At 70.2% G+C, this 26,686-nt stretch carries 15 protein-coding genes and 1 pseudogene; 11 read left to right on the top strand and 5 right to left on the bottom strand.

Annotated elements, in window-relative coordinates; translation table 11 throughout:
• Positions 1-31: 31 nt before the first annotated feature.
• The 6 genes and pseudogenes from BLT28_RS06295 to BLT28_RS06320 all read left to right on the top strand — a co-directional run.
• Positions 32-8,803, top strand: a pseudogene (locus BLT28_RS06295) (amino acid adenylation domain-containing protein); the annotation flags it as partial.
• 11 nt (positions 8,804-8,814) lie between these two features.
• A complete protein-coding gene (locus BLT28_RS06300) occupies positions 8,815-9,246 on the top strand; it encodes an SRPBCC family protein (protein WP_030433675.1) in 432 nt (143 codons plus the stop codon).
• A 1-nt stretch (position 9,247) separates the two neighbouring features.
• Entirely contained in the window at positions 9,248-10,699 is a 1,452-nt protein-coding gene (locus BLT28_RS06305; protein ID WP_052408240.1) for a DHA2 family efflux MFS transporter permease subunit, read from the top strand.
• Positions 10,696-12,093: an ArnT family glycosyltransferase gene (locus BLT28_RS06310; RefSeq protein WP_030433677.1), complete on the top strand. Its 1,398-nt coding sequence runs from the start codon at positions 10,696-10,698 to the stop codon at positions 12,091-12,093. The genes BLT28_RS06305 and BLT28_RS06310 overlap by 4 nt, the downstream gene beginning before the upstream one ends.
• A 156-nt stretch (positions 12,094-12,249) precedes the next feature.
• Entirely contained in the window at positions 12,250-14,388 is a 2,139-nt protein-coding gene (locus BLT28_RS41730) for a cytochrome P450 (protein WP_231950652.1), read from the top strand.
• 75 nt (positions 14,389-14,463) lie between these two features.
• Entirely contained in the window at positions 14,464-15,462 is a 999-nt protein-coding gene (locus BLT28_RS06320; protein WP_030433679.1) for an NAD-dependent epimerase/dehydratase family protein, read from the top strand.
• A gap of 5 nt (positions 15,463-15,467) precedes the next feature.
• On the opposite strand, the gene BLT28_RS06325 is transcribed toward BLT28_RS06320, so the two are convergent.
• The gene (locus tag BLT28_RS06325) at positions 15,468-16,763 is read right to left on the bottom strand and encodes a tetratricopeptide repeat protein (protein ID WP_030433680.1); all 1,296 of its coding nucleotides are present in this window, start codon (positions 16,761-16,763) and stop codon (positions 15,468-15,470) included.
• Between the two features lie 387 nt (positions 16,764-17,150).
• On the opposite strand from BLT28_RS06325, the gene BLT28_RS06330 reads away from it, so the two are divergent.
• The 3 genes from BLT28_RS06330 to BLT28_RS06340 all read left to right on the top strand — a co-directional run bounded on the left by BLT28_RS06330 (position 17,151) and on the right by BLT28_RS06340 (position 20,035).
• Positions 17,151-18,269 carry an HNH endonuclease signature motif containing protein gene (locus tag BLT28_RS06330; protein WP_083383673.1) on the top strand — a complete coding sequence of 373 codons (1,119 nt, stop codon included), beginning with the start codon at positions 17,151-17,153 and terminating at the stop codon, positions 18,267-18,269.
• Between the two features lie 50 nt (positions 18,270-18,319).
• Positions 18,320-19,185 (top strand): IS5 family transposase gene (locus BLT28_RS06335; protein ID WP_407638796.1). Its coding sequence is split into 2 segments (ribosomal slippage): positions 18,320-18,671 and positions 18,671-19,185, totalling 867 coding nucleotides; the frame shifts between segments, so codons are not numbered across the junction.
• 415 nt (positions 19,186-19,600) lie between these two features.
• Positions 19,601-20,035 carry a TetR/AcrR family transcriptional regulator gene (locus tag BLT28_RS06340; RefSeq protein WP_030433848.1) on the top strand — a complete coding sequence of 145 codons (435 nt, stop codon included), beginning with the start codon at positions 19,601-19,603 and terminating at the stop codon, positions 20,033-20,035.
• Here BLT28_RS06340 and BLT28_RS06345 read toward each other — a convergent pair.
• Together BLT28_RS06345 and BLT28_RS06350 are read right to left on the bottom strand one after the other, a co-directional pair.
• Positions 19,997-21,232 carry an MFS transporter gene (locus tag BLT28_RS06345; protein ID WP_030433847.1) on the bottom strand — a complete coding sequence of 412 codons (1,236 nt, stop codon included), beginning with the start codon at positions 21,230-21,232 and terminating at the stop codon, positions 19,997-19,999. The two genes, BLT28_RS06340 and BLT28_RS06345, sit on opposite strands and share 39 nt — an antisense overlap.
• The gene (locus BLT28_RS06350) at positions 21,232-21,849 is read right to left on the bottom strand and encodes a mycothiol-dependent nitroreductase Rv2466c family protein (protein WP_156051908.1); all 618 of its coding nucleotides are present in this window, start codon (positions 21,847-21,849) and stop codon (positions 21,232-21,234) included. Before BLT28_RS06350 ends, BLT28_RS06345 begins: the two co-directional genes overlap by 1 nt.
• Positions 21,850-21,929: 80 nt before the next feature.
• On the opposite strand from BLT28_RS06350, the gene pdxR reads away from it, so the two are divergent.
• Together pdxR and BLT28_RS06360 are read left to right on the top strand one after the other, a co-directional pair.
• Complete coding sequence (pdxR, locus tag BLT28_RS06355) at positions 21,930-23,357, top strand: MocR-like pyridoxine biosynthesis transcription factor PdxR (RefSeq protein ID WP_030433845.1); 1,428 nt, start codon at positions 21,930-21,932, stop codon at positions 23,355-23,357.
• A gap of 103 nt (positions 23,358-23,460) precedes the next feature.
• Positions 23,461-24,960 (top strand): alpha/beta fold hydrolase, encoded by a 1,500-nt coding sequence (locus BLT28_RS06360; protein WP_052408280.1) that lies wholly within the window; start codon positions 23,461-23,463, stop codon positions 24,958-24,960.
• Here the strand turns inward: BLT28_RS06360 and BLT28_RS06365 are convergent.
• Entirely contained in the window at positions 24,932-26,011 is a 1,080-nt protein-coding gene (locus BLT28_RS06365; RefSeq protein ID WP_030433843.1) for a sensor histidine kinase, read from the bottom strand. The genes BLT28_RS06360 and BLT28_RS06365 overlap by 29 nt on opposite strands.
• The gene (locus BLT28_RS06370) at positions 26,004-26,681 is read right to left on the bottom strand and encodes a response regulator transcription factor (protein ID WP_030433842.1); all 678 of its coding nucleotides are present in this window, start codon (positions 26,679-26,681) and stop codon (positions 26,004-26,006) included. Before BLT28_RS06370 ends, BLT28_RS06365 begins: the two co-directional genes overlap by 8 nt.
• Positions 26,682-26,686 lie beyond the last annotated feature (5 nt).

Raw genomic sequence — 26,686 nt, forward strand, 5'->3', positions numbered from 1 at the left:
GGTGGCAAACGGCATGGACACGTCTTCCGAGCAGCTCGTCGAGGCGTTGCGGGCGTCGCTGATCGAGAACGACCGGCTGCGCAGGCAGGCCGAGGAGCTGACCGCCGCCGCGACGGAACCGATCGCAATCGTGGGCATGGCGTGCCGGATGCCGGGCGGGGTGAGCGACCCCGAGGGCTTCTGGCGGCTGATGGCCGACGGTGTGGATGCGATCACGCCCATGCCCGGCGACCGGGGCTGGGCCGAGGACGGCCTGGACGATGACATCACCGTGCGCGAGGGCGGTTTCCTCGACGACATCGCCGGGTTCGACGCCGCGTTCTTCGGGATCTCCCCGCGCGAGGCGCTGACCCTGGACCCGCAGCACCGGCTGCTGCTGGAGTGCGCCTGGGAGTCGCTGGAGAACGCCGGGGTGGACCCGAAGGCGCTCGCGGGCAGCCAGTCCGGTGTCTACATGGGACTCGCGTACAACGAGTACCTGGGCAACGGCAGCGCGGGCAGCATGGCGGCGGGCCGGATCTCCTACACGCTCGGGCTGGAGGGCCCGGCGATGACGCTGGAGACCGCGTGCTCGTCGTCGCTGGTCGCCCTGCACACGGCAGTGACCGCGTTGCGGCAGCGCGAGTGCTCGCTGGCGCTGGCGGGCGGTGCGACCGTGATGATCACCCGTCGCGTGCTCGTCGAGCTGACCCGGCAGGGTGTGCTCTCCGACGACGGCCGGTGCAAGCCGTTCGCGGCCACCGCCGACGGCATCGGCTGGTCCGAGGGCGCGGGCATCGTGGTCCTGGAGCGCCTGTCCGACGCGCGCCGCCTCGGGCACCGGGTCCTGGCCGTGGTGCGCGGGTCCGCCGTCAACCAGGACGGCGCGAGCAGCGGGTTCGCCGCCCCGAACGGCCCGTCGCAGCAGCGGGTGATCCGCGCCGCGCTGGCCAACGCGGGCCTGACCACCACCGACGTGGACGTGGTCGAGGCGCACGGCACGGGCACGAAGCTCGGCGATCCCATCGAGGCCCAAGCACTCCTGGCGACCTACGGGGCGGGGGAGCGGGCGCCGCTGCTGCTGGGCTCCGTGAAGTCCAACATCGGCCACACCCAGGCCGCCGCCGGTGTCGCCGGAGTGATCAAGATGGTGCTCGCGCTCGGCAAGGGCACCGTGCCCGCGACCGTGCACCTGGACGCGCCCACCCCGCACGTGGACTGGTCCGCCGGTGCGATCGAGCTGGTGGACAAGAACCGGCCGTGGCCGGAGGTCGACCGGCCGAGGCGGGGCGCGGTGTCGTCGTTCGGCATGAGCGGCACCAACGCCCACGTGATCCTCGAACAGGCGCCGGACGAGCCGATCGTGGAACACGCGCCGGTGACCGGGCCGCTGACGTGGCCGGTGTCCGGTCGGTCGGCAGCCGCACTGCGCGGGCAGGCCGCGAAGCTGGCCGCGCACGTGGAAGACGAGTGCTTCGACGCGGTGGCCCGGGCTCTCGCGGATCGCACGGTCTTCGAGCACCGCGCAGCAGTCGTCGGCGAGAACCGCGAAGATCTGCTTGCCGGGCTGAAGGCGTTGGCGGACAACGAGGACGCGCCCGAGCTCGTCCAGGGTCGTGCGCGCACGACGGGGCGCACTGTCTTCGTGTTCCCCGGTCAGGGGTCGCAGTGGGTCGGCATGGGCGCGGAGCTGCTGGACACCGAACCGGCCTTCGCCGCGGAGATGGCGGCCTGCGACGAGGCGTTCCGCCGGTACGTGGACTTCTCGGTACTTGACGTCGTCCGTCAAGCATCTGAACTGGACCGCATCGACGTCGTGCAGCCGACGCTGTTCTCCGTCGCGGTTTCCCTTGCGGCCCTGTGGCGTTCGTACGGCGTCGAGCCGGGCGCCGTGGTCGGGCAGAGCCAGGGCGAGATCGCCGCCGCCTACGTCGCGGGCGCGCTCAGCCTGGGTGACGCCGCGCGCGTGATCGCCTTGCGCAGCCAGGAACTCGTGGAGCTGCTGGCCGGTCGCGGCAGCCTGGTCGCGATCGAAGCGGCGGGCGAGACGCTGGCGGAGTACCTGGAGCCGTGGGGCGGCAGGCTGACCGTCGCCGGTTACAACAGCCCCATGTCCTCGGTCGTCGCCGGTGATGACGACGCCGTGGACGAGCTGCTGACGCGCTGCGAGGCCGATGGTATCCGCGCCCGCAAGGTGCCCGCGTCCGTCGCGACTCACTCACCGCAGGTGGATTCCCTGCGCGACCGCCTGACGAGCGAGCTGGAGCCGGTTCGTCCCCAGCGCGCTGCAGTGCGTGTGTTCTCCACGGTCACCGGGGATTGGCTCGACGGTGAGCAGATGGACGCCGGGTACTGGTTCGAGAACATGCGCCGCCCCGTGCGGCTCGCGGCCTCGTTGACCGCGCTCGCCGAGCAGGGCTTCGACTCCTTCATCGAGGTCAGCCCGCATCCGGTCCTGATGCGCGAAGTTCAGGACAACCTGGAGCCCAGCGGCCGGTCGTTCTGCTCGATCGGCACGCTGCGGCGCGGCCACGGTGACCGTCGTCGCGTCCTCACCTCGCTCGGCGAAGCCTTCGTCGCGGGAGTTCGGGTCGACTGGCGCGCAGCGCTGCCAGAGGGATCCGCGGCCGACCTGCCGACCTACGCCTTCCAGCGGCAGCGCTACTGGATGAACACCAGTGCCTCCGGTTCGGGCGAAGGCGATTCCCTTGAAGCACACCTGCCCCAGGACACCTCGGCCGCTGACGACCACGTGGACCTGCTCGGCGCCGAGGACCCGCGCGCCGCTGCGCTCGACCTCGTCCGCCGGCTGGTCGCGGGCGTGCTGGGCCACCAGTCGGCCGAGGAGATCGACCCGTCGGCGAAGTTCCTCGAACTCGGCATGGACTCGCTGACCGCGCTTGAGGTGCGCAACCGGATCAACCGCGCCATCGGGCTGACCCTGTTGGTGAGCAAGGTTTTCGACCACCCCACGCCGATGGAGCTGGCCGAGTGCGTGCTCTCGGAGTGCGTCAACGGGTCGAGTTCCGGGCCTGACGCGAACCAGGAGCTGCTGGCCATCGCCGCGCGCCGCCGCGCCGAGAACATCCGGGTTCCGCTGTCCTTCGCGCAGCAGCGGTTGTGGTCGGTGGACCAGATGGTTCCCGGCAGCCCCGCCTACAACATGTCGATGTCCGTCGTCCTTTATGGACCGTTGCAGCCGCGCGCCATGGAGCAAGCGGTCAACGAACTCGTACGCAGGCACGAGATCCTGCGCACGACCTTCCCGAGCGTGGAGGGCGTGCCGTGGCAGGAGATCGCGCCCGAGATGGCGATGACGGTGCCCGTGGTCGACATGGAGCACCTGCCGGAGGGCGAACGCGAGCAGGAGTGCGAGCGCCTGGTCAAGGCCGCCGCGCGCGACCCGTTCGACCTCGCTATCGGCCCGCTGATGCGCGTGACCCTCTACCGCTTCGGCCCGCACGAGCACCGGATGCTCTTCACGATGCACCACATCGTCGCCGATGCCTGGTCCGGTGGCGTGTTCGGCGCGGAGCTGGCGGCCTCCTACGACGCCTTCGCCAACGGTCGCAGGCCGGAACTGCCGGAGCTTCCCGTGCAGTACGCGGACTTCACGCTGTGGGAGCGCGAGCGCCTTGATGGTGACCGGCTCGCTGAGCGCGTGGCGAGCATGCGGGACCTGTTGGGTGCCACGGGAACCGGCGTGGAGCTGCTGCCCGACCGCCCGCGCCCGCCGTTGCAGGAGTTTCGCGGCGCCAGCACAAGTTTCGAGGTGGGCGAGGAGCTTCTGGCGCGGCTGCGCGCGTTCAGCAACGACCGTGGCGTCACGCTGTTCACCACCGTGCTCTCCGCGTTGAAGGTCGTGCTCTACCGCTACGCCGGCGACACGCAGGGCGGTGGTGATGTGGTGGTCGGCACGCTGATGGCCAACCGGCAGCACGAGGCCGTGCAGGGCCTGATCGGCTTCTTCGTCAACACCATGGTCCTCAAGACCAGCCTGGGCGACGACCCCACGGTGGCCGAGCTGGTCAGCCGGGTGGACACCGTGGTCAAGCGCGCGGCCGACCACCAGGACGTGCCGTTCGACGCGGTCGTCTCGGAGCTGGCCCCGGAACGCGCGCTCACCGCGACCCCGCTGTTCCAGGTGCTCTTCGACATGAAGCGGCACAAGATCGACCAGCTGCCGATCCCGGTGGCCGAGGGGGAGGACTCGCCCTTCTCCGACATCACCGAGGTGCACACCGACACCAGCAAGTTCGACGTCGAGATCTCGGTGACCGAGAACCCCGACTCGCTGCTGGTCGACGCCGAGTACAACAGCGACATCTTCGACCGCGACACCATCGAGCGCGTGTTCGCCGGCTACCGCGTGCTGCTGGAGGCCATCGCCACCGACCTGGAGCGGCGCGTCTCGGAGCTGCCGGTGCTGCCCGCCGCCACCGAGGAGAAGATCCTCCGCGAGTGGAACGCCACCGACGTGGTGTGGCCCGAGCAGCGGTGGCGCTGCCTGCACTCGCTCATCGAGGACACCGTCGACGCCACCCCCGACGCGGTCGCGCTGCACTTCGAGGGTGAGGACGTCACCTTCGCCGAGCTCGACCGCAGGGCCAACCGGCTCGCGCACCGCTTGCTGCGCATGGGGATCACCGCGGGCCAACCAGTCGGCATCTGCGTGCAGCGGTCACCGGAGATGGTGGTGGGCCTGCTCGGCATCCTCAAGGCGGGCGGCGCCTACCTGCCGATCGACCCGACCTACCCGAAGCAGCGCGTCGCGTTCATGCTCGCCGACGCCGAACCGGGCATCCTGCTCACCCAGCAGGCGCTGATCGACGACCTGCCCGCGCACGGGGCGGTCGTGGTCCCGCTGGACCGAGCGGGCGAGCTCGACGCCGAGCCGGACACGCGCCCCGGCGTGGCGGTCGGCATGGACGACATCGCCTACATGATCTACACCTCCGGCTCGACCGGGCAGCCGAAGGCCGCGATGAACGCCCACCGCGCCATCGTCAACCGACTCCTGTGGATGCAGGACCACTTCCGGCTCAGCGCCGCCGACCGGGTGTTGCAGAAGACCCCGTTCAGCTTCGACGTGTCGGTGTGGGAGTTCTTCTGGCCGCTGATCACCGGTGCGCGCATGGTGATCGCCAAGCCCGAGGGTCACAAGGATCCCGAGTACCTGTCGAGCCTGGTCCAGGAGCAGGGCGTCACCACGCTGCACTTCGTCCCGCCGATGCTGCGCGTGTTCCTGCAGCACCCCGGTGTCGGCAACTGCGAGTCGATCACACGCGTGATCTCCAGTGGCGAGGCGCTGCCGCAGGCGTCGGTGCGCGCGCTCTACGCGACGCTGCCGGGTGCCACCCTGCACAACCTGTGGGGCGTCACGGAGTCCAGTGTGGACAGCACGGCGTGGGAGTGCCCGCGCGAGACCAACTCCGCGTTGGTGCCGATCGGGAAGCCGATCGCCAACACCCGCATCCACATCCTCGACCAGCACCGCAACCCGGTGCCGATCGGCACGCCCGGTGAGGCCTACATCGGCGGCGTCGGCGTCGGCAGCGGCTACTACCGCCGCCCCGAGCTGACCGAGCAGCGCTTCGTCCCGGACCCGTTCAGCGACGAGCCCGGCGCGCGGCTCTACCGCACCGGTGACCTCGCGAGGTACCAGCCGGACGGCACGATCGTCTTCCTCGGTCGCACCGACTTCCAGGTGAAGATCCGCGGCCTTCGCATCGAGCCGGGCGAGATCGAGGCCGCGCTCGCCGAGCACGACGCCGTGCGCGACGTGGTCGTGCTCGCGCGTTCGCTGACCCAGGACGCCGAGGACAAGCAGCTCGTCGCCTACGTCGTCCCCGAGCCCGGAGCGATGGCGCCGTCCGCCAGCGAGGAGGACCGGGTCTCGGAGTGGCAGGACCTGTTCGACCAGAACTACCGCTCCGGTGATGACGGTGGTGCGCCCGACTTCAACATCGTCGGGTGGAACAGCAGCTACACCGACGAGCCGCTGCCCGCCGAGGAGATGCGGATCTGGGTCGAGTCCACAGTGGACCGGATCCGGGCGACGCGGCCGCGCTCCGTCCTGGAGATCGGCAGCGGCACCGGCCTGCTGCTGGCCAGGATCGCCCCGGACACCGAGCGCTACTGGGGCACCGACATCTCGGCCACCGCACTGGACTACGTCCGCGGGGTCGTCGCGCCCACGCTGTCCTCGGGCGTCGACGTGCGGCTGTTCCAGCGCGACGCCAACGACTTCTCCGGCATCACCGAGCGGTTCGACGCCGTGGTGATCAACTCCGTCGCGCAGTACTTCCCCGGACCGGAGTACTTGACGGAAGTCGTCAAGCAGGCGATCGCCCACCTGCGGCCCGGCGGCACGCTGTTCCTCGGCGACCTGCGCAGCCTGGCGATGCTGAACACCTTCCACGTCGAGGTCGAACTCGCCCGCGCCGAGGACGGGCTCACCGTCGGAAAGCTCCGCGACCGCGTGCACCAGCGCGCCGCGCAGGAGCAGGAGCTGGTGATCGCGCCGGAGTACTTCACCGCCCTGCGCGCGGAGATCCCGGAGATCAGCCGGGTCGAGGTGATGCTCAAGCGCGGCGACCACCACAACGAGCTGACCCGCTACCGCTACGACGTCGCCGTGCACGTCGGCACCCCGGTCGAGGAGCAGGCGGAGCCGCAGCACGTGGCGTGGACCTCGTGGGAGGACGTGCGGCGCGTGCTCACCGACGACCGCCCGGAGGTGTTGGTGGTCGACGGCGTGCCGAACGCTCGCGTGGCTTCGATCAACGGCGTGCTGGCCCAGCTGGCCGAGGCCGCCGCGGACACACCCGTGCGCGAACTCCGTTCCGGCGATGGCGGTGTCGAGCCGGAGGACTGGTGGCTGCTGGCCGACGAGTTCGGCTACAGCGCTGACGTGTCCTGGGAAGGCGGGACCTCGGAAGGCTCCTACCGCGTGGTGCTCGGCCGCGGCCACCTGGTCGACTGGACCGACCCCGTGCAGCAGGGCAAGCCCCTGACCAACAACCCCCGCCTGCTCGAACTGAGCCGCTGGCTGAGCACGGACGTGCCGCGCTTCCTGCGCGACAGCATCCCGGAGTTCATGGTGCCGACGGCGGTCGTCGCGGTGCCGGAGTTCCCGGTCAGCGCCAACGGGAAGCTCGACCGCGACGCGCTGCCGCTGCCCCTGCGCGGTGCCGCGCCCACGGGCGAGGTCCTGGCCCCGCGCACGGACCTGGAGCGGCGCCTGGCCGAGGTCTGGTGCGACGTGCTCGGCCTGGAGGAGGTCAGCGTCGACCGCGGTTTCTTCGAGCTCGGCGGTGACTCGCTGCTCGGCATCCAGATGGTCAGCCGGGCCAACGCCAGGGGGATGGTGCTCAGCCCGCAGGACGTCTTCCAGAGCCGTACGATCGCGGCGCTGGCGGCGTTGGTGGAGTCCCGCGGTCCGGCTCGGGCCGCCGTCGCGGTGGAGCGCGATCCGGAGCTGCTGGAGTGGGCTCGGACGCGGTACCCGGACGCCGAGGACGCCTACCCCGCGACCGGGATGCAGCAGCGCGCTCTGGACGCCATGCTCCGCGAGCCCGGATCTGGTGTTTACGTTGTGCACCAACGGTTCCGCTTCGCCGATCAGGGCTTGGACCCGGTGGCGCTGGAGCGGGCCTGGCAGCACACCGCGCACCGGTACCCGACGCTGCGCACGGCCTACGTCCGCGAGGACAACGGCCGGTGGGTCCAGGTCGTCCGCACTGACGTGGAGCTGCGCATCGACCTGCGCGACCTGCGCGCGGTGCAGCCGGTGGAGCAGGAGCGGCGGATCGGCGCGTACATCGAGGCCGAGCGCAGGAAGGGCTTCGACGGCTCAGCGCCGCAGCTGCGCCTGGCGTTGTTCCGGGTCGGGGAGGACACCTACGAGTACGTGCACATGTTCACGCTGCCCTCGCAGGACGGGTGGAGCTACCAGATCCTCGTGACGACGCTGCTGGACGCCTACCAGGTGTTCGCCTCCGGCAGGGAGCCCGCGGAGCTGCCGCCCACCACGGCCTTCGGCGACTTCTGCGTGGAGCAGAGCCGGCGCGACATGAGCGCGGCGGAGGCGTTCTGGCGCCAGGAGCTGGCTTTCCCCACGCCGTCGATCACCTCGCCCGGTCCGGCGGATGAGTCCACGCCGATCTTCCAGGAGACGGCGGTGATCGCGCCGGAGACCGCGGTCGCCCTCGCGGACCTGGCGCGGGCGCACGGGCTCAGCGTGAACAGCCTCGCGCACGGTGCCTGGGCGCTGCTGCTCAGCACGATCACCGGCTCGGACCGGGTGGTGTGCGGCACGATCTTCTCCGGTCGCGGCACGACCTCGGTCGACGTGGACCAGGCGGTCGGCCTGCTGTTCAACATCCTGCCGGTGGCGGTGACGGTGGACCGCACGCAGCAGCTGCTGCCGTGGCTGGCGGCGTTGCAGGACAAGATCTCGGCGATCACCGAGCACGAGTACCTGCCGCAGGCGCGGCTGCACGAACTCGCCGGGGCCCCGGCGGACGCGCCGCTGGTGGAGAGCTACCTGGTGAGCGAGTCGGTGCCGGGCATGGCCTCCAACCTCGGCCGGTTCTTCTCCGTCCTGGGCGCGTTCCCGCTGCAGTTCCTCGCCCAGACCGAGCACCCGCTGCGGGTCGAGGTCGTCCTGGCCGGGGACCTGATGCACGTCAACCTCAACCACCGGGCGGGCCGCTTCCCGGACGGCGTGGTCGCCGGGTGGCTGGCCGAGTTCGTCCGGCTGCTCGAAGCCGTCGCCGCCGACCCCCGCCGCCCGCTCGGCGATCTGATCACCCGACCCTGAAAGGCACGCCCATGGCGCCCGTCACCGGCTCCATCTCCATCGACGCAGACCCCGACGCCGTACTCGGCATCCTGCTCGACGTCGCCCAGTACCCGTCCTGGCAGAACGGCTACGACAAGGTCGACATCCAGGAGACCGACGAGCGCGGCAGGCCCGTGCTGGTCAAGTGGCACGTCTCGGCGATGGGGCAGAAGGCCTCGCACCTGCTGCGCTACTCCTACCCGGCCGAGCACGCCTACGAGTTCCACCTGGACTCCAGCGAGGTCACCACGAAGTACGACTTCACCTGCGCGGTCACCGCCACCGGCAGCGGCAGCGAGGTCACCGCCAGCCAGGAGATCGCACTGAAGTGGCCGATGCCCAAGCGGCTGCTGGAGAAGATGTCCCGCAAGGGCATCGACGGCCTGCTCACCGCGCTCAAGTCCCGCGCGGAGGGGAACTAGCGTGACCGCGTCCACGGCCCCCGCCGCACTGGACCGCGCCGCGTGGCGGGCGGCGGGGGCGGTGGTGATCGGCTCGTTCATGGCGGTGCTGGACTCCACGGTCGTCAACATCGCCCTGCCCCGGCTCACCATCGAGTTCCAGACCTCCTTCGCCACCATCCAGTGGGTGGTGACCGGTTACCTGCTGGCGCTGGCCATGGCGATCCCGGTGACCGGGTGGGCCGCCGACCGCTTCGGCGCGCGGCGGGTCTACCTGGTGGCGCTCGCCGGTTTCGCGCTCGGCTCGGCGCTGGTCGGGCTCGCGTGGGACGTCGGGTCGATGGTGTTCTTCCGCGTCCTGCAGGGGTTCGCGGGCGGGGTGCTCGGTCCGGCGGGCACCACGATCCTGGTGCGGCTGGTGGGCAAGGACCAGGTCGGCAAGATGATGGGCGTGCTGGGCGTGCCCATGCTGCTCGGCCCGATCAGCGGCCCGATCCTGGGCGGCTGGCTCGTCGACTTCGCCGGGTGGCGTTCGCTGTTCCTGGTCAACGTGCCGATCGGCGTGCTCGCGCTGGTCATCGCGGGGCGCGTGCTGCCCGCAGACCCGCCACGGCCCGCCGGGCGCTTCGACTTCCTCGGCATGCTGCTGCTCTCGCCCGGCCTGGCCGCGCTGATCTTCACCGCGTTCCTCGCCGCGGGCGGCGTCACGTGGTGGCCGATGGGTGCTTTCGGAGTGCTGTGCATCGCGGGTTTCGTGTGGCGCGCCACCAGGATGGAGTCCCCGCTGATCGATCTCGGGCTGTTCCGGGACCGCGCGTTCCGGCTCTCGGTGATCGCGCTGGGGTTGTTCGTGATCGGCTTCCTCGGTTCGGGTGTGCTGTTCCCAGCCTACTTCCTGGTGGTGCGTGAGGAGAGCACGCTTCAAGCAGGGTTGCTGCTCGTGCCGAGCGGTCTCGCCGCGCTGTTCACGGTTCCGGTGTGCGGCGGGCTCGCCGACCGCTTCGGTGTCGGCCGCGTCGTGCTTCCTGGGTTCGTGCTGATCCTCGTTGGCATGGGCGTGTTCACCGCAGTCGGCCCGGACACGCCGTACTGGTCGCTGCTGTTCGCGCAGTTCCTGATGGGACTCGGCATGGGCGCGACCATGATCCCGCTCATGTCCGAGGCTCTGCGCGCGCTGGCCAGCACCAAAGCCGCGATGGCGTCCACCGCGCTGAACATCCTCCAACAGGTGTGCGGCGCGATCGGCTCGGCCGTCATGTCGATGGTGCTGGCCGGGCTGCTCGCATCCGGCTTCGGCGTGCCCACCGCACAGGGGCAGCTCGCCGCCACCGACGCGATCGCCGACCCGGCCACGCGCACAGCGGCACTCGGGACGGCCGCCGACGCCTTCGGCACGGCCTTCACGGTGGCGTTCGTCCTCGTCGCGCTGTGCCTGGTTCCGGCGGTTCCATTGGCGCGTAAGGGAAATCGATGAAGTTCGCGGTGCTTTTGGCGAGCGGCCTCGGGCTGCTGTTGCTGCTGACCAGCGGACGCTACGGCTATCACGGCGACGAGCTGTACTTTTGGGCGGCCGGTCAGCACCTCGACTGGAGCTACGCGGACCAGCCCCCCTTGCTGCCGTTGCTCGTACGCGCCATGGACACGCTGTTCCCTGGTTCGCTTGTGGCCCTTCGGCTTCCCGCTCTCGCGTTCGCAGTCGGCAGCGTCCTCGTGGCGGCATCGGTGGCTCGGGAGCTGGGCGGCTCTCGCCGGGCCCAGGTTCTGACGGCCGCGGCCGTCGTCGGCTCACCCGTGCTGGCGACAGGCGGTCACGTGCTGACCACGACCGTCGTGGACTCGTTCCTGTGGATCGTGATCACGTGGCTGCTGGTGCGGTGGCTCCGCGTGCGCTCGGGAAGTCTGCTGCTGTGGTTGGGGTTGACGACCGCCGTTGCCCTCCAGGTGAAGTACCTCGTGGTCTTCTTCTGGCTCGCCGTCGGCTTGGCGGTCGTGCTGTTCGGGCCTCGGGAGCCGTTGCGGAGCAAGCACTTCTGGCTCGGCGCTGGGATCGCCGTGCTGTCGTCGGTTCCCGCGTTGATCTGGCAGGCGAGCAACGGGTGGCCGCAGTTGGGCATGCGCGCCGTCCTCGCCGGTCAGGAGGACCCCGGGTTCTTCGTGCTCCTCCTCGCGTCCGCAGGCATCCTCGGCGTCCCCCTGCTCGGCTACGGTTTGTGGTGCGCCCTGCGCTCGCAGGAGCACAGGTTCCTAGGCGCCGCGTTCCTGATCCTCGGTGTCGTGGTGTTCTTCGCCTTCGGCCACGGCTACTACCTGGCGGGCATGTTCACGGCCCTCTGGGCGATCGGCGCCGTCGCGCTCGACGAGTACCGATGGGTGCGTTGGGCGGCGTGGCCCGCTGCGGTTCTGTCCGTCGCGATGGTCGTCGTGCTGCTCCCGGTCCAGCCCGTGCAGAGCCTCGCCGACAAGGCCGGCACAGCCAACACCGTCAACGCCGAAAGCGTGGGCTGGCCCCAGCTCGCCGACACCGTCGCGGCCGCCTACCGCGCCGCCCCCGCAGGCACCTCGATCGTCGCCCACACCTATTGGCCCGCCAGCGCTCTGGCTTTCCACGGCCCCTCGCGCGGCCTTCCCGAGGTGTACAGCCCGCACCGCGGTTACTGGTATTTCGGCACACCCCCCGAGTCCGCCGCCACCCTCTACGTCGGCGGTTCCCAGGCGGAACTCATGCGGCACTTCGACCGCGTCCGCCAGGTGGCGACCGTGGACAACGGCCTCGGGGTCCGCAACAGCTCCCAGGGAATGCCCGTCTGGCTGTGCGAAGGCCGTCGCTCGCCGTGGTCGGCCCTGTGGCCAAGCCTCCGCTCCTTGTAGCCGCAGGCCTCTTGCTGACCGCCGACCGGACCGAAGCAGTACTCGGACAGTTTCCGCGGTGCTGACCTGGCAGTTCTCGCGGAGCGCGGATAACAGGGAAGTGACAGGAACGCACGACAGGCTTGTGCTGTCCCACCGCTCCCCAGAATCCATGGAGTGCTGTCCGTGCCCGAGTTCCGCATCCCGACCCTCGACCTGCCGTTCGCCGCCCGACCTCGTCGGGCGGACGCGGCGGAGCTGGCGTCCGAGACGTGTGACTGGGGCGAACGCCACCGGGTGATCGGCCCCCGTGGCAGGGCGCGGCTGCTGGGCTCCACCCTGCTCGACCTCGGCATCGACCTCACCGGGGCGACTGAGCGGGAGCGCGCCGCGGTGCTGATGTGCTGGTTCCTGTGGATGCTGGGGCTCGACGACCGCATCGACAACGGCACCTGGGCGCTGGAGGGCGACCTCGACGAGTTCTGCCGGACCGTCACCGAGGTGGTCACCGGCGCAGTCGCCGACCTGGCACCGGACGCCGACCCGATGCTTCGCGCGCTGCACCAGGACCTGTGGCCCCGCACCGCCGAGCTGGCCGGTCCGGACTGGCGCGACCGGTTCGCGCGCCACCTGGCGGCACACCTGCGGGCGCAGCGGTTGACGGTCGAGCACCGAGACGCGGACCGGCTGCCGGCGCTGGCCCACTACCTGGAGTTGCGGCGCGACCTCTTCGGAGCCGACGTCTTCTTCGACCTCATCGAGGTGCTCGACGGCCCGGTGGCCGTGACCGACCGGTTCGACGAGGTGCGCCGGTGCGCGGCGGATGTCATCGCCTGGACCAACGACGTCTACTCGTTGGAGAAGGACCTCGCGTTCGGGGAGCCTGCCAACCTCGTGGTGCTGCTGCGGGCCGAGGACAACTCGTCCTGGCAGCTGGCGGTCGACACCGCGCACACGCTGATCCAGAAGCGAGCAGAGGACTTCCGCTTGGCCGAAGCGGACGCGCCGCACGGTCCGCTGCCGGGCCTGCTGGAGCACGCGATGCGCGTTTCCCAGGACTGGCACCGGGAATCGAGCCGGTACCGGCTCTCCGGCGAGCCGGGCCGCGAGTCCGTCCGGACCGAGCTGACGCCGCCGAGCCTGCTCTGGCCGCGGTTGGAGCGCGATCCGCACCGGTACTTCGCCCTGTTGCGGGAGGAGTTCCCGGTGGTCTGGGACGAGCCCCTGGACGCCTGGCTGGTCAGCCGGTACGAGGACGTCCGGTTCGCCCTCACCGCACCGGGTTTCACCTCCCGCAACTACTCCTGGCAGCTGGCCCCGATGTACGGCGAGACCGTGCTGCAGCTGGACGGGCGGGAGCACGCGGCCCACCGCTCCGTCGTCTCCCCGGCCTTCCGCGGCCAGGCGCTGGAGGCGTTGCGCGAGGTCGTCACGACCACCGCCCGGGACCTCGTCGGGCGGCTGCGCGGGCGGGAGCGCTTCGACCTGGTCGCGGAGTTCTGCCACGAGCTGCCGGTGACCGTCGTGGTCACCGCGCTGGGCCTGCCCCGCGAGGACACACCCCTGTTCCAGCGCTGGTACCGCGACGGTTTCTCCTACCTCGGCAACTACCGCCAGGACCCCGAGCGGCTCGAACGCGGCATGGTCTCCCGCGACGAGCTCTACGACTACCTCACCCCGCACCTGGAGCGTCGGCGGGCCAGGCCGGGGGCGGACCTGCTGTCCACCCTGTGCGCGGCCGAGGTCGACGGGCGCCCGCTGGACGACGAGATGATCAAGGGGTTCTGCGGCACGTTGCTGGGCGCGGGCGGCGAGACCACCGACAAGGCGCTGTCGTCGTTCCTGGCCAACCTGCTCGACCACCCCGACCAGCTCGCCGAAGTCCGGGACGACCCAGGGCTCATCCCGCAGGCGTGGGCGGAGTCGTTGCGGCGCAACCCACCCGTGCTCGTCGTCCTCCGGCAGACCGACCGCGCCGTCGCGCTCGGCGGCCGGACCATCCCGGCGGGCGCGACGGTGGCCTGCCTGGTCGGGGCGGCCAACCGGGACCCCCGCCGGTTCGGCGACCCCGACCGCTTCGACATCCACCGCGTCCGTGGCCCGGTCGACCGCGAGTTCACCGCCGCCGCGAGCCACCTGGCGTTCGGGGCGGGCCGCCACTTCTGCCTCGGCGCGCTGGTCGCCCGGATGGAGACCGAGATCGGCGTCCGCGAGCTGCTCACGGCGCTGCCCGGGCTGCGCTGGGCCGAGGGTTTCGCCCCCGTGGAGACGGGGCTGCTCACCCGCGCGCCGAAGGAGATCTGGGCGAGCGCCTGACAGGGCGGGGTCGCTCAATGTGATGACAGGGGGGCTCGGCTACCGTCGCCCGCCGCAAGGCGCGAGGAGGCGGCGATGAGGGTTCTGGTCACCGGAGGCGGGGGTTTCCTCGGTGCTGCGGTCTGCGCGAGCCTGACGGAGGCGGGGCACGAGGTGTCCTCCTTCGCCCGGAGCCTGCACGCCGAGCTGGCCTCGCTCGGCGTGCAGCAGTACCGGGGAGACCTGCGCGACCTCCAGGACGTGTCCGCGGCTGTGTCCGGGCACGAGGCCGTGGTGCACTGCGCGGCCAAGGCGGGAGCTTGGGGGCCGGAACGGGAGTACCGCGAGGTCAACGTCCTGGGCACGGAGAACGTGATCAGGGCCTGCCGTGAGCACGGGGTGCGCAGGCTGGTGCACACCTCCAGCCCCAGCGTCGTGCACGGCGGCGAGGACCTGGACGGTGTCGACGAGTCGGTGCCGTACGCGACGCGCTTCCCGGCCGCCTACCCGCGCACGAAGGCGGAGGCCGAGCGGATCGTGCTCGCCGCGAACTCGCCGGAGCTGGCGACCGTGGCGCTGCGCCCGCACCTGATCTGGGGGCCGGGCGATCCGCACTTCGTGCCCCGGGTGATCGCGGCGGCGAAGTCCGGGCGGTTGCGGCTGGTCGGCCCGGCCGACAAGCGCATCGACACCGTCTACGTCGACAACGCCGCGGAGGCGCACCTGCTCGCGCTGGAGCGGCTGGAGCCGGGCTCGCCGATCGCGGGCAGGGCGTACTTCATCACCCAGGACAACCCGCAGTCCACAGAGGACACCCTCGCGGCGTTGCTGTGGGCGGTCGGGTTGCCGCCGGTGACGCGCCGGGTGCCGCACGGGCTGGCCAAGGGGGTCGCCTCGGTGCTCGAGTTCACCTACCGCGCGCTGCGGCTGCGGGCGGAGCCGCCGCTGACCAGGCTGGTCACCGACCACCTCGGCACCGCCCACTGGTTCGACATCTCCGCGGCCCGCCGCGACCTCGGCTACTTCCCGCGCATCAGCTCCACCAGGGGCCTGGTCCGGCTGAGGTTGTCCATCACCGAGCCGGAGCTGGGCTGACCGGGTCAGTCCGCCTTGCCGCGGGCGATGTAGGCGTTCATGTCGGTGAAGTCGAGGGTGATGTTGTAGGGCTTGAAGAAGCAGTGCGAGAAGTGCGCCAGCACGTCGAAGCCTTCGCGGCCGATCGCGGGCTGGTTGTTGGCGTAGCAGTAGACGTCCGTGGCGGCGGCGTTGCCGAGGCGGACCTCCTTCGGGTAGCAGGGGTAGGTGATGAGCGGCTTGCCGCCTGCCCACGTCTCCACCGGTCGGTCGTAGTCGGTGCGGACGCCCAACCGCTTGGCCGTTTCCCCGGGCATGCCGGTGACCATCTCGCCGGTGCCGCCGATGTTCAGTGCCACGACGCGTGGTCCGGAGTCGGCGACGCTGCCCGTGCTGAACAACAGGTGCTCGTGGGCCAGCCACAGCGGCAGCGGCTCGGCGCCCGCGCGAAGGGCCGCTGCGCGTGCTTGCCCTGCCGCTTCAGGGGTTCTGCGGCGCAGGATCAGCGAGCGGCCCGCGTAGTCCACAGTGGTCAGGAAGTGGTAGAAGATCCACGTTCCGATCAGCCCGTCCCCGAGGTTCGGGCCGACCCGCGTGTCCGACCAGCCGACGGGGATGTTGCGCAGTTCGATGCCGCCCAGCCTGAGGGAGTCGAGCACGCCGGAGAAGGACCAGATCGTCTTGCCCATGTACTCGATCTTCTGCTGGGTCACGGCGCGCAGTCCGGCCTCCGCGGCCGCTTCCGCTGACACGTTCAGCGATGCGACGCGCGTGTAGAAGGAGAACTGCCGCAGCGGCCCGCCGTTGAGGGAGATCTCCACCGCGGGCGCGGGGTCCACGTGCTTCCACGGCAGCCGCGCGAAGTCGCCGTGGATCTGGTACGGCTCGCCGCGGAAGGCCGCGAACAGCTTGGCGTAGGTGTCCTCCCCGGCAGCTTTCCAGTGCGGCACGGCGCGGGAGAACTTGTCCTGCCGGGTGTAGCAGTCGGCCAGGAACTGGTTGGCTTCCTTGTCATCGGGCGCCAGCGCGACGGCCGTGGTGAGGTACTTCTCGGCGTCGGGGAACCTGTTCGCCAGGAGCCCCACGTAGCCACGCTGGCGTGCGGCGTGCACGTTCTTGGGGTCGCTTCGGAGGATTTCCTCGTACGCGCGACCGGCCTGCTCGAAGTTCCCGGCCTTGAACAACGCGTCCGCGACCCCGCCGCGGCCGTCCTGCGCCATGGCCGGCCCGCCCAGCAGCGGGGCGGTCGCGGCGGTACCGGTCATCACGGCCGCGGCGCGCAACACTGAGCGCCGATCCCATTTCCCGTCGTCAGCCACCATGGCCGCCAGTCAACGCGGCGAGGTGTTGTCAACGCGTATCCGATTCTCGATACGCTGACGATATGCCTCCCCTTGAGGCATGCTTCTTTCACCGATCCCATCCCGTACAGCGTGATGTTCGGTCAGGGCTTCCTGGTTTCCTCGGTACCGGCGTGGGGCCGGCTTGACCTGGGGCCCCTTGCGCGTGCCCGTGGGCCTTTCGGGGGCACGGGATGAAACTCCGGCCCTCGCGGGAAGCGTATGGCACGCGCACCCCAGGTAAAGCCTCGGCTGGGTTCCCGGCTTCCGTTTGCTGGGACCTGCGTTTGAGCTGGAACCGTTGGGAGATAAGGGAAAGTTCACTCCGTAGAGCCATGATCCACTATTTGCAGACGCTAAAATAGGAGTATGGCCCCTGCCGATATCGAAGACGACGTCGTGGCCGCCTACGCCGCGATCGGGCGTGCGGTGGCGGAGTTCGCCTCAACCCTGATGAAGCTCTATGAGGACCTGGATCCGCAAGTGCAGCAGTATGCCGGGGATGTCCTGATGCCGCTGCTGCGTGTCTCTCAGGTCAAGGGCAACAAGCTCGTTGATCGGGCGATGTCGCTGGTGGAGCATCCGGTGGTGTTGGAGGCGTTGTCGGAGGGGCGGATTGATGAGGGCAAGGCGTTGATGATCATTGATCAGGTCAGTGTCCTCGACGCCGCCAATCAAGCGATCGCCGAACCCGTGCTGATCAACCACGCCGCGACGCACAATTACACGGCGAGCCAACGCTATGCCCGGCGTTACATCCTCAAGCTCGACGCCGAAGCAGCCCTGCGGCGTCATGAGGAGAAGCGCAAGCAGCGGTTGGTGGAGAAGTTCAACCTCGACGACGGCATGTGCTCCCTGCGCGTCGTCCTCCCGGCCCTCGACGCGGCCCTGGCTTTCGACCGGATCGACCGCATCGCCCGCGCTCTCCCCAAAGATGACCGAACGCTGGACCAGAAACGATCCGACGTTGCGGCGGATCTGTTGATGGGCAAGGAAACACCCGCCCCGCAGGGTGAGGTGTGCGTGAACCTCACGATGCCGATCACCAACATCCTGGGCCTGACCAAGGACCCGGTGATGCTGGCCGGATACGGGCCGCTGCCCGCGCCGATCGTCGCTGACGTGGCCGCGAATGGCATTTGGAAGCGCATCCTCACCGACCCGGTGACCGGGATGGCCGAGAACATCACCACCTACCGACCCACCCCAGCGCAACGCGAGCTGATCAACGCCCGGTATCCGACCTGCACCATGGTCGGCTGCAACCAACCGGCTCACCGCTGCGACCTGGATCATTGTTGCCCGTTCGATGGCGCCAACACCACCATCGCGAACCTGCGGCCGAAGTGCCGCCACCACCACCGGATGAAGACGCACTCCCGTTGGTCCTGTGAGAACCGCCCCGACGGGACGCATGCGTGGACCACGCCGAGTGGCAAGGTGATCGAGACCGAACTCGAACCCATCGCCGACCCCGCACCGTTCTAGGCCGTGTCCTGTAAGTCGTTGATCGGGTCGTCTGGTAGTTCTGGTGTGGGGTGGGCCGTGGTGAGCTGACTGACCGAGCCTGGGCTGCGATCGAGCCGTTGTTGCCGCCGGTCTCTGGTGGTGGCCGTAGGTGGCGTGATCATCGGCAGGTGATCAACGCGATCTTGTGGAAGCTGCGCACCGGCGCCCCCTGGCGCGACCTGCCCGAGCGGTACGGGCCGTGGAAGACCGCGCACGAGCGGTTGCGGTTGTGGAGCAAGGACGGCACCTGGCAGAAGATCCTGGACGAGGTGATCGTCAAGGACGACTCGGTCGGCGCCGTGGAGTGGGTCATCAGCGTGGACTCCAGCGTCGTCCGGGCTCACCAGCACGCTGCTGGAGCCCGGAAAAAGGGGGCTGCGGGGAGGAAATCGAGGCCCTCGCGGTCGCCGGGGAAGGACTCGGGCGATCCCGCGGAGGACTGAGTACCAAGATCCACTTGGCGGTGGACGGGCGCGGACTGCCGATGCGGATCATCCTCACCGCCGGCCAGGCCGGGGACAATCCGCAACTGATCCCGTTGCTTGACGGCATCCGGGTTGCCCGGAGCGGACCGGGACGTCCCCGCACCCGGCCGGGTGCCGTGATCGCTGACAAGGCTTATTCGCATCCCTGCACGCGCCACGCGATGCGGGCACGCCGGATCCGGTTCCTCTGCCCCGAACGCGATGACCAGACCGCCCACCGCAAAGCCCAGGGCTCACACGGCGGCCGCCCACCCGGCTTCAACACCGAAACCTACAAGCAGCGCAACGTCGTCGAACGCTGCTTCAACCGGCTCAAGCAGTTTCGCGACCTGGCCACTCGCTACGCCAAACACGCCGCCTACTACCAAGCCGAACTGGTCATCGCCGCCATCGTGCTGTGGCTGCGATGACTTACAGGACAGGACCTAGGTGCACTTGGCCGTCACGTCGGTGACTGGACTGCGGGCTCGGTACCCACCGCCGGGTGGGATTTTCTTGACGTCCAGGTGCACCCCAGGTGCTCTGGGCCGAGCCGGAGCGTGCGCCATTGCTCGGTGTCGTGGTTGTGCATGACGACCGAGACCTGGCGTCGCTCGGCAAGGTTCATGAGTTTCCTTTGGCCGGCGTGGGTTTGCAGTCCGTCGAGGTCGTGTTTCCGGGTCGCTGCCGGGCAACCAGGCGTCGCCCGCGAGCAGAACTCGCCCGGTGTCGGGGAGCTCGACGAGCACGGCCTGGTGCCCGGGCACGTGACCGCCGCACTCGATGAGCGCGACGCCGGGCGCCAGTTCGGTGTCGCCGTCGACGAGTCGCCACCTTCTGCCGCGGATGTCCCAGTGGACGCGCAACTACTTCCCCAGCAAGGAAGCCATCCTGTTCGACCGTGCCGACGAACTCATCGAGGACATCGTGACCACCGTCCGGGATCGCCCACCGGGCCACGGGGTGGTGGCAGCCTTCCGTGACTGGCACGACCGCGCAATCGGCTTCCTGACGACGCCGGACGCGGGTGAGCGCACCCGAACCCTGCTGCGGATGGTCGCCGACAGCCCTGCACTCCGGGCTCATGAGCGCGAACTGGACAACCAGTACCGGCAGGCGCTCACCACTGTCCTGCGCGACGTCCGGCGCAGTCCTGCCGATCCCGCTCCCGTCCTGCTCGCCGGTCACTTGAGCGCCCTGGACCGGTCTCGCGTCACCGCCGCGACCCGGACGGGCTTCGCGCTACTCGCCGAGCACGCCCACGCTCTCGGCTCGACCTGACAGCCGCCGCTGCGCGGAGCGGACGGCGGGGGCGAAGGCGAGGCCGGCGAGGAGGAACAGTCCGCCGAGCACCAGCCAGCCGACGGCGCCGCCGCCGATCAGCAGCGCGGTGAGCAGGACCGGGCCGAGCATCCGCGCGATCTGCGGGCCCATGCCGAAGAAGCCCTGGTACTGGCCTTGCCGATCGGGCGGGGCGAGGGCGAAGCCGATCTCCCAGCTCCCCGCGCCGTGCAGCATCTCGCCGAACACCTGGATCACCGCGGCGACGACCAGGACCGCCACGGCGACACCGGCGCCGAGATCGAAGCCGGACAAGGCGTACACCGCGCAGGCGGCGAGCATGAGCCAACCCGCGCGGCCGGTGGCCCGGGTGGCGGTGCGCAAACCGGTGACCTGGCGGGCCATCCGCACCTGGAACGCGACGACGCCGAGCATGTTGAGGGCGAGGAGCATCGCCGACACGGGCGCGGGGGCGTCGGTGCGCTGCGCGACCCACATCGGCAGGCCGAGGCTCAGCAACGGCATGTTCAAGCACATGATCGCGTTGAGCAGCGTGACCACCGCGTACGGCCGATCGCGCAGCACGCCGAGCCGAGGCTCGGGCGTGGACGTCACCGGAGGAGGCGGCGGCGTGGGCGGCAGTTTGCGCAGCACGAAGGCGGCAAGCAGGAAACTCGCCGCGTCAAGGGAAAACGCCGCGACGTAGGCCGTGTAGGTGCCCGACCACAGCACCAGCGCGCCCAGTCCGGCGCCGAGCGCCAAGCCCACGTTCAGCGTGGACTGCAGGTGCGCCCGCGCCGCGGTGCGTTCCGCCGGAGGTACGAGCGCGGCCAGCAGCGTCTGCCGAGCCGAGCCCAAACCCGCCTGACAGCAGGCATAGCCGCAGACGACGAGCACGACGAGGGGGAACGAGCGCACGAACAGCACCGCGCTCAGCGTCCCCGCGACCGCAACGGACAGCACCACGGCAGTGCGACGCGGTCCCCAACGGTCAGCGAGGGCGCCGAGGGGGACACCCGCCACCATCGCGGTCGCCCAGCCCAGCGTCAGAGCGAGCCCGACCTGCGTGGGGGAGAGCCCGGCGACACGGGTGAAGAACAGCGCGGAGCACGCGTAGAAAGCGCCGTCGCCAACGGAGTTGGCCAGCTGGGCGATGGCCAGCACGCGCAGCGGTCCCTGAGGTAACAAGCGGGACATCAGTCGACCCGGGGCGATTCGGTGCGGCCGCGCTTGAGCTCGAAGAACCCGGGCGTGCCACAGACAGCCACGACGCCGTCCCACAACCGACCGGCCGCCTCACCGCGGGGCACGGGGCTGACGACCGGCCCGAAGAACGCCGTGCGCGCACCACCGGAATCGGTGATGTGCAGCGCGGGAGTGCCGAGGTCGTCGCCGAGGGGGTCGAGACCGGCGTGGTGGCTGGCCTTCAAGGCGTCGTCGTAGGTGGTGACGTCGGCGGCCTCGGCCAGCTCCTCTGCCAGGCCGACCTCGGCGAGCGCCCCGGCGTAGAGGTCGGAGCCGATGCGCTCCTTCCGGTGGTGGATGCGCGTGCCGAACGCCGTGTACAGATCGCGCAGCACTTCGTCGCCGTACTTCTGTTGCGCGGCGATGAGAACGCGGACGGGACCGAGAGTGTCGGCCAGCCAGCGCTCGTACCACTCCTCCAGCCCGGTGCGGCCCTCGTTGAGCAGCCACAGGCTCATCACGTGGAAGCGCGGCCGCACCTCGCGCACGCGCTCCACCTCCAGCAGCCACCGGGAGGTGTTCCACACCCACGGGCACTTCGGGTCGAACCACAGGTCAGCGGTAGTCACGAGAGGATTCAACCATCCGCGATTGGTTCGCGGAGGCGCCAATTCTTGTCGAACTGACCAGGCCAATGTAGCGTCCGCCCGTGGACGTGCACGTCTCGCTCTCCGGCTCCGGTGACCTCACGTCCCGCATCTACCACCAGCTGCTGGACGCGGTGCTGGACGGTCGCCTGCGCCCGGGCGATCGCCTCCCGCCGACCCGGGAACTGGCGAGCCGGCTCAAGGTCGCCCGCAGCACCGTGGCCATCGCCTACGACCGGCTGGCCGCCGAGGGCTTCGTCACCGCGCGGGTCGGCGCGGGCACGTTCGTCGCGTCCACGGCCATGCGCCCGCGCCCCAGGAAAGCGCCGTCGGGCAGCGGGGTCCGGCCTCGTCCACTGTGGACTGAGCTGGCGGTCGACGACGCCGCGCCCGCCGCGCCACCGCCGCACGACTTCCGGCTGGGCACGCCCGAGCCCGGCCTGTTCCCCTTCGCCACCTGGCGCAGGCTGCTCTCCGGCGAGGTCCGCGCCTCCGCGGTGCGGGCGGCCGGCGGGTACACCGAGGCCGCCGGGCACTCGGGGCTGCGTGCAGCGATCGCGCGCTATCTCGGGGTGTCGCGGTCCGTGCGCGCCGGTGCCGATGACGTCCTCATCACCAACGGCGCGCAGCAGGCGCTCGACCTGATCGGCCGGGTGCTGATCGAGCCCGGTGACGTCGTCGCCGTCGAGGAGCCCGGCTATCCGGCCGCGCGGCTGCTGTTCCAGTCGCTCGGCGCTCGCGTGGTGGGCGTGCCGGTGGACGACGAGGGCCTGGTGGTGAACGCGCTGCCGACCTCGGCCCGGCTGGTGTACGTCACGCCGTCGCACCAGTTCCCCTTGGGGATGCCCTTGTCCCCGGCGCGCCGGGCGGCCCTGCTGAACTGGGCCGAGGCGCACGAAGCCGTGATCGTCGAGGACGACTACGACAGCGAGTTCCGCTACGGCGACCGCCCGCTGGACCCGCTGCAGCGCTTGGACCGCACCGGTCGCGTGGTCTACGTCGGCACCTTCTCCAAGACGCTGCTCCCGTTGCTGCGCTTGGGTTTTCTCATCGCTCCGGCATCGCTGCTGCCCGCGCTGGGCAAGGCCAAGCGACTCACCGACTGGCACAGCGAGCACGTGGGGCAGGCGGCGCTGGCCGAGCTGATCGACTCCGGCGAGTTGTCCCGCCACGTCCGGCGGGCGACGCGCGTCTACGGCGAGCGCCGCGACCTCATCCTCACCGCGCTGCGCGGTGATCTCGCGGAATGGGTGGAGCCGGTGCGTTCGGCCGCGGGCCTGCATTTGGCCGCAAGGCTGAAACCCGCCGTGTCCGTCGATCTCGACGCGGTGCTCGCGCGGGCAGGGGAGCGCGGTGTCGTGGTCGAGAACCTGGCGGCATACGGCAGCGGCGAGCGCGGACTGGCGTTCGGCTTCGGCGCCGCGACCGGGATCACCGAGGGCATGCGACTGCTGTCGGACTGCTTCCGAGCGGAAGCGGCAAGTCCCTGAATTCGCGGACATGTCCTGGGATTCACCCGCTGTTAGCCTTCGCTCCGCCGCGAATCCGCGGCTCCACAGTCTTTGGGGGGACTGCTTTGGGGAAGGTTTGTCTGTGAAGAACAGATTCCTCTCGTCGGCGTTCGCTGCCGTCGTCGCGCTGCCGTTCCTGGCGCACGTCGCCGGGGCGACGGAAGCCTCGCCCGCGCCGATCACCTGGACCGAGTGCGGAACGGAGTTCAAGGGTGAGTGCGCCGCGATCGAGGTTCCGATCGACTGGGCGAAGCCGGGCGGTGAGAAGTTCAAGCTCGCGATCGGCCGACTGCCCGCACTGGATCAGAAAAAGCGCATCGGTGTGCTGTTCGCCGGGGCCGGTGGTCCTGGTTTGTCCGGGATCGATCGCTACATCACCGGACGCCGTATCGCCGACGACAGCCCGCTGCGCCAGTACTTCGACATCGTGAGCTTCGACCCGCGCGGTGTCTCACGCAGCCACGAGGTGCGCTGCAGCTCCGAGCTGCTGGACAAGCCCCGGTGGGAGGTTCCGAAGACCGAGGCCCAGTTCCAGGCGTTGAAGAACCTCAACGCCGCCATCGCCGCTGACTGCCGCAAGCACACGGGTCCGTTGTTCGACCACGTTGACACGGCGAGCGCCGTCCGCGACATCGACGCGGTGCGCACCGCGCTCGGCGAGAAGCAGATCTCGTTCTACGGGTCTTCCTACGGCACGATGCTCGGCCAGCAGTACGCCGAGCTGTTCCCGAGGCAGATTCGGGCGAGCGTGCTGGATTCCAATGTGGACCACAGCATCTCTTCGGCCTACGAGTACCTGCGGACCACGGCGGAGGAGTTGGAGCGGTCGCTCGGCGAGTTCGCCGGTTGGTGCGCGCGCACGGCGGCGTGTGCGCTGAACGGGCGTGACGTCGTCGCCGTCTGGGACGGCCTGCACAGCCGGGCGGTGGCCGGGACGCTGGTGGATCCGGACAGCGGTAGCGTGGTCAGGCCGGAGTCGTTGCGCGGCAACTTGGACGCGTGGATGTACACGCCCTCCCGTGACTGGTTCACGCTGGCCGCCTACCTCGCCAAGCTGGACGGCACGAAGGGCGCCCAGTCGGCTGCCGTGACGGCTCCGGCCGAGCAGACCAGGCAGAACAGCCACCAGGCGATCTGGTGTTCGGACTTCCGGTGGAACGTCAGCAGCTTCGCCGAGTTCGACGCCCACGTGAAGCGGGTGGAGCGCGAGGCCGCCCCGCACGCGAAGCTGTCCCCGTTCTGGACCGACGTCGGCTGGTGCCTGGGCTGGACGGGGCCGGTGAACAACCCGCAGCACCAGCTGAAGATCAAGCACGTTCCGCCGGTGCTGGTGACCACCTCGCGTTTCGACGTGGCCGCGCCGCTGTCGTGGAACCTCGCGGTGCACCGGCAGATCCCCGGCTCCGTGTTGCTGCACTACGACGGTGCCGGGCACGGCCAGCGCGCCAACAGCAAGTGCGCCTGGAAGCACATGACCGACTACCTGATCACGTTGTCCCCGCCACCGCCGAACACGCACTGCCCGGCCGAGTACCCGACCGCGCCCGCGCGCGTCAGCGACTTCGCGGAAGCCGAACGGTGACGAGGAGACCGCCGGTGGGACGGGCGGCCAGGTCGAGAGTGCCCTCATGGGCGCGGACGATGCTGTGCACGATGGCCAGCCCGAGGCCGACGCCGGCGTGCTCGTCGGTGCGGACGCGCTCGGTTCCGCGTTGGAAGGGCTCGATGAGCGTCGGTACGAGTTCCGGCGGGAGCACCTGGCCCGTGTTCTCGACCCGGAGCACGCTCATGTCGTAGTCCGGCTCGGTGTGGACCGTGACGGTGCCGCCCGCGGGCAGGTTGTGGACGACGGCGTTCTGAACGAGGTTGGTCACCATCCGCAGGATGAGCGCCCCGCAGCCCACGGCCTGGGTCGCCTCGCCGGTGACTTCGAGCGTGATCCCGCGCTTCTCGGCCAGCGGGAGCAGGGTTTCCGCGGCTTCCTCGGCGACGAGGGAGAGGTCGACGGGCTCGCGGGTGAAGCCGCCACGGTCACTGCGGCTGAGCAGCAGCAGGGCTTCGATGAGATCGATCGCCCGCGTGTTGACGTGCTGCAGGCGTTCGATGAGTTCGGCGTGGTCGAACGTGGGGTCGTTGCGCGCCACGTGCAGGAGCGCCTGGGAGATCGCCAGCGGGGTGCGCAGCTCGTGGGAGGCGTTGGCGGCGAACCGCTGCTGTTCGGCGACGTGCGATTCGAGCTGGTCGAGCATGGCGTCGAACACGTCGGCGAGTTCCCGGAGCTCGTCCTTGCGCCCGTCGATGCGGACCCGGTGGGACAGGAACCCCTTCGAGGCCAGCCGCGCCGCCTCCGCGATCCGGGTCAGCGGTGCGAGCATCCGCCCGGCGAGGATCCATCCGCCCAGCAGGCCGAGCACGAGCAGCACGGCGAGGGCGGTGACCGCGGCCGAGCCGAAGATGCGCGTGAGGAGGTACCGGTTGGGGCTGATCCCGAGCAGGCCTTGGTCCTTGTCGGGCACGTGGCGCAGCAGGTACAGCCACGCCACGGCCAGCAGGACGGCGCCGGTGAGGAGGACGACCCCGGCGTAGCTGAGGGTGAGCTTGAGGCGAACGCTCCACCCGGGCGCCCTATCCACCGTCCGCTCCAGCGGTGTCGATCCGGTAGCCGACGCCGGGCACCGTGGCGATCAGCCAGGGCTCGCCGAGCCGTTTGCGCAGCGAGGAGACGGTGATGCGAACGGCGTTGGTGAAGGGGTCGGCGTTCTGGTCCCAGGCCCGCTCCAGCAGCTCCTCGGCGCTCACGACACCGCCGCCCGCGGCGACGAGGACTTCGAGCACGGCGAACTGCTTCCTGGTCAGCGCGACGTAGCGGCCGTCGCGGTAGACCTCGCGGCGGAAGGGGTCGACCCGCAGGCCCGCGATCTCGCTGACCGGCGGGCGTAGGTGCGCGCGCCTGCGGTCCAGCGCGCGCAGCCGCATGACCAGCTCCCGGAGGTCGAACGGTTTGGTGAGGTAGTCGTCGGCGCCCAGCTCGAACCCGGAGACCTTGTCGTCGATCCGGTCCGCGGCGGTGAGCATGAGGATCGGGATGCCGCTGCCCGAGGCGATGATCTGCCGGGCGATCTCGTCGCCGGAGGGGCCGGGGATGTCGCGGTCGAGGACGGCGAGGTCGTAGGTGTTGGTGCTGAGCAGTTCCAGGGCGGTGTCGCCGTCGCAGGCGATGTCGGCGGCGATCGCTTCCAAGCGGAGACCGTCCCGGACTGCTTCGGCGAGGTAGGGCTCGTCCTCCACGATCAGCACACGCACACCCC

The organism is Allokutzneria albata (assembly GCF_900103775.1).
GTDB lineage: Bacteria > Actinomycetota > Actinomycetes > Mycobacteriales > Pseudonocardiaceae > Allokutzneria > Allokutzneria albata.